The organism is Terriglobia bacterium (assembly GCA_035712365.1).
GTDB lineage: Bacteria > Acidobacteriota > Terriglobia > UBA7540 > UBA7540 > SCRD01.
Window position 1 is genome coordinate 1 of the sequence record DASTAW010000063.1, and the last position, 3,782, is coordinate 3,782.

Consider the following 3,782-nt stretch of genomic DNA (forward strand, 5'->3'; position numbering starts at 1 on the left):
TGGGAGAAGAGGGCGGGGGGCCTATCTACCCAACAGGCTCGCGGCACATCGCCGGGCCTCAGCGCAGATCGGCCTTCCCGCCAGAACAAGCCCTTGGCCTCAGAGATTTTTACCAGCCCGGCATCAAGATACAAGCGCAGACTTTCGCCGTTCAGAAAGTCTGCGGCTTTTGGTTTGGAAAAGGGAAAACCGCAGAGTTTCAAGGGCCGAAACTCTGCGCTACCTGCTCCGGCCCTCGAAACCGCAGACCTCCGAGACAGGAGTTTGCGTTTTCCACTTGACTTTCGTGGCGGGCTGCGATGATATATGGGAGCAATATATATGGAGCCAACATCTGATCTCGAATGGAAAAAAGGCAGCGCGGAGCTGTTGATTCTCTCGCTGGTTGAGGCGCGACCCCGCCACGGTTATGACATTTCAAAGCTCATCGAACAGCGCTCGCATGGCGCGCTCCGCTTTCACGTGGCTTCTCTGTATCCGCTGCTCTATCGCCTGGAAAAGCGCGGCTGGGTCCAGGGCCGGTGGGTGGAAAAAGCCGGCCAGCGGAGGCGGCGCTATTACCGCCTGACGCCGCAGGGACGCAAAGTGCTGGCCTCGCAGCGCCGCGGCTGGCAGGCGTTTGTCGCAGCCATCAACCGTATCGTCGAAGTTGAGGGGTAGCGAGACTTTCGCTGTTCAGAAAGTCTGCGGTTTTTTGGTGCGGAAAAAGGAGGCGTTCATGCCCGACTGGAAACAGGAGATTGGCAAGCGCCTTACCGGTTTGAAGCTGGCTCCGGTGCGCGAAGCGGAAATTGTCGAGGAATTGGCGCAGCACCTGGACGATCGTTACCGCGAGTTGGTCTCCAGTGGAGCATCAGAGGATGAGGCGCGGCGCGTGGCGTTGGAGGAACTGAGCGGCGAGGAGTTATTGGCCAAAGGTCTGCGCCACGTTGAGCAGGAAGCCCGGCGGGAACGCATTGTGCCTGGCGGCGACGGCAGCGCGAACTTCTGGGGAAGTACCTGGCAGGATGTTCGTTACGGCCTGCGCCAACTGCGCCGCAATCCCGGATTCACCGCCGTCGCCGTCCTCACCCTCGCCCTCGGCATCGGCGCCAATACCGCGATCTTCAGCGTCGTGAATGCGGTGCTGCTCAGGCCGCTGCCTTATCCCGAACCACAGCAGATTGTCCAGATCTCATTGCTCTATCGAGGCCAGCCTCGCAGTATAGGGTTCAGTGCCAGGCAGTTCGATTTTTGGCAAGGCCACCGCGAGCCGTTCCAGGATCTGGCGGCCGCCACTGAAGTGGGCTTCAACCTCGGGGGAGCAATCCGGCCCGAGCGTGTGAGGGCGCTGCGCGTATCCAGCGGATATTTTCGCCTGCTCGGCGTTGCGCCAGAGTTGGGGCGGGAGTTTCTGCAGGATGAGGACCGCATCGGTGGGCCCGGCGTCGCCATACTAAGCCACGCGTTGTGGGAGCGCGACTTTGGGGCCGATCCGAAAATGATCGGCGTGAGCATTACGCTGGATGGTACGCCTTTTACCGTTGTTGGCGTGATGCCGTCCGGGTTTGAAAGCAGCTCGCCGGTAGACCTTTGGACAACCATCGGCCAGGTGGCTAAGACAATTGGCGGCGGGGGCAATTATCTCGTCCTTGCCAGGCTGAAGCCGCACATTTCTCCGGCGAAGGCATCCAGCTACCTAGCGAGCCTTACAAGGCATTACCTCCAGGAATTCGACCCCGACCACGAAGTATCCGAAAAGGTCGCCAGGCAGATCAGCTTCGCTGCGTTCCCTTACAACTACATGATCACCAGAAGCCAGCGCGTGCCGCTTCTTGTCCTGCTTGGCGCGATTGGATTTGTATTACTGATTGCCTGCGTCAACGTGGCCAACCTGCAGATGAGCCGGGCAGTGACGCGAAATCGGGAGTTCGCCGTCCGCGCCGCAATGGGCGCCGGACGCCTGCGGATCCTGCGACAGATGTTCACGGAGACCATCCTGCTCGGACTTCTCGGTGGCGCGTGCGGCCTGTTGCTGGCTTACTGGTGCCTGCATTCTCTGCTCGTGCTGGCGCCGGCCGATTTGCCCCACGCTGAACACGTTGGCCTCGATCGCTGGGCACTCGGTTTCACCGTGCTGGTCGCATTTTTGTCGGGCATCCTTTTTGGTGTTGCGCCGGCTTTCAGATCCTCACGCCTCGACCTCAACGAGGCCCTCAAAGAAGGAGGAGAGCGGGGCATCTCGCGCCGCCACAGGCTGGGTCCGGCGCTCGCTTCAACGGAAGTAGCGCTCTCGCTCGTGTTGCTGGTGGGCTCAAGTTTATTGATCGAAACATTCTTTCACCTGCTGCATACCGATCCCGGGTTCGACCCCCACGACGTGCTCTCATTGCCGATTTGGACGACGGGAACTCAATATAGGTCGGGGGCCGGCCTGGCGAACCTCTATGAGGATGCGCTCCGGCGCATTCGCGCCCTTCCCGGTGTCCAGAGCGCGGCTGTTGTGGCGGCTGGCTTGCCCCTGGAACGAGGTGGAAATGATTACATTCACATCGCCGGCCAGAAAGATGCCGAGGGATTCTCCGCAGATTACCGTGAGATCACACCGGAATACTTTCGCACCCTGGGGATACCTTTACTGCAAGGCAGGTCCTTCACGGTGGCCGATGCGGCGGAAACCCAAAAAGTTATTATCGTCAACGCTGCCTTTGCCCGCGAACATCTTCAGGGGCGTAACCCCATCGGTGAACACCTGCGAAGTGGAGAGGAAATCGCGGGCGTCGTCGGGGATGTGAAATCCCATCTGAACGAACCAGCCCCGCCAACCTTCTTCGTCCCAATGGCGCAGGCTTCTTACCAGTCTGACCAGCTTTTCCAGGGATGGTTTCCCACCAGCATCCTGGTGCGAACCGCACAGAATCCCCTGAGCCTCAGCCGGGAAATCGAAGGCGCTCTCCACCAGACAGACCCCAACCTGCCCATCGGCCAGGTCCGCACGATGGAGGAAGTGTTTTCGCAATCCATAGCCTTTCAGCGTTTTCTGATGATGTTGATGGCGGTATTCGCGGCCCTCGCCCTGGCGCTGGCGGTGGTGGGACTCTACGGCGTCATCTCGTATTCCGTCACGCAGCGCACCCACGAAATCGGCATCCGCATGGCGCTGGGAGCGGAGAAGAGTGACGTCCTCAGGATGGTGATTGGCCAGGGAATCAGGCTGGCACTGACCGGCGTGGCCATCGGCATCGCTGGAGCACTGGCGCTCACTCGATTTCTTGCCAGCCTGCTTTATGGCATTAAGCCCACCGACCCGGTCACATTTATCGCCGTCTCGCTGATCCTGATTGCCGTCGCGCTTGCAGCCGCCTACATCCCCGCCCGCCGCGCGTCCAAAGTCGATCCCATGGTGGCGCTGCGCTACGAGTAGCTGCGCGTTCACCGCGCCATTTTTGATTTACGAATGGCGATTTGTGATTGAAAAACACACGGCGTAAAGCTGAGTGCAAATAGACCAATTGGCAAGCGTTAACGAGCAAGCCTGAAGTATAATCGGCAGCAGCGGTGGCTCGTGGCTCACCGCCTGATGGTTCTTAGCCTTCATCCTTCAGAATTCATACTTCAGGCTTCCTCCCCTCCACCCTGGAATGCTGGATTTCCCTCCCGCCGGGTGACGTAAATTTGAGTGTGTAAAAGGGAGGAGGGTGTAAGTTGGTATCGCGGCAAGCGAGACCGAATCCTTAAAGAAGGAGACTTACACCCTGATGAGAAGAATAATCGAGTGGACGGAGCAGTTTCAACATTATGCG

At 59.3% G+C, this 3,782-nt stretch carries 2 protein-coding genes; both read left to right on the top strand.

Annotation, left to right across the window (positions count from 1 at the left end; genetic code table 11):
- Nucleotides 1-321: 321 nt before the first annotated feature.
- Nucleotides 322-660: a PadR family transcriptional regulator gene (locus tag VFQ24_18800; GenBank protein HET9180412.1), complete on the top strand. Its 339-nt coding sequence runs from the start codon at nucleotides 322-324 to the stop codon at nucleotides 658-660.
- 58 nt (nucleotides 661-718) lie between these two features.
- Nucleotides 719-3,403: an ABC transporter permease gene (locus VFQ24_18805; protein HET9180413.1), complete on the top strand. Its 2,685-nt coding sequence runs from the start codon at nucleotides 719-721 to the stop codon at nucleotides 3,401-3,403.
- Nucleotides 3,404-3,782: the final 379 nt, after the last annotated feature.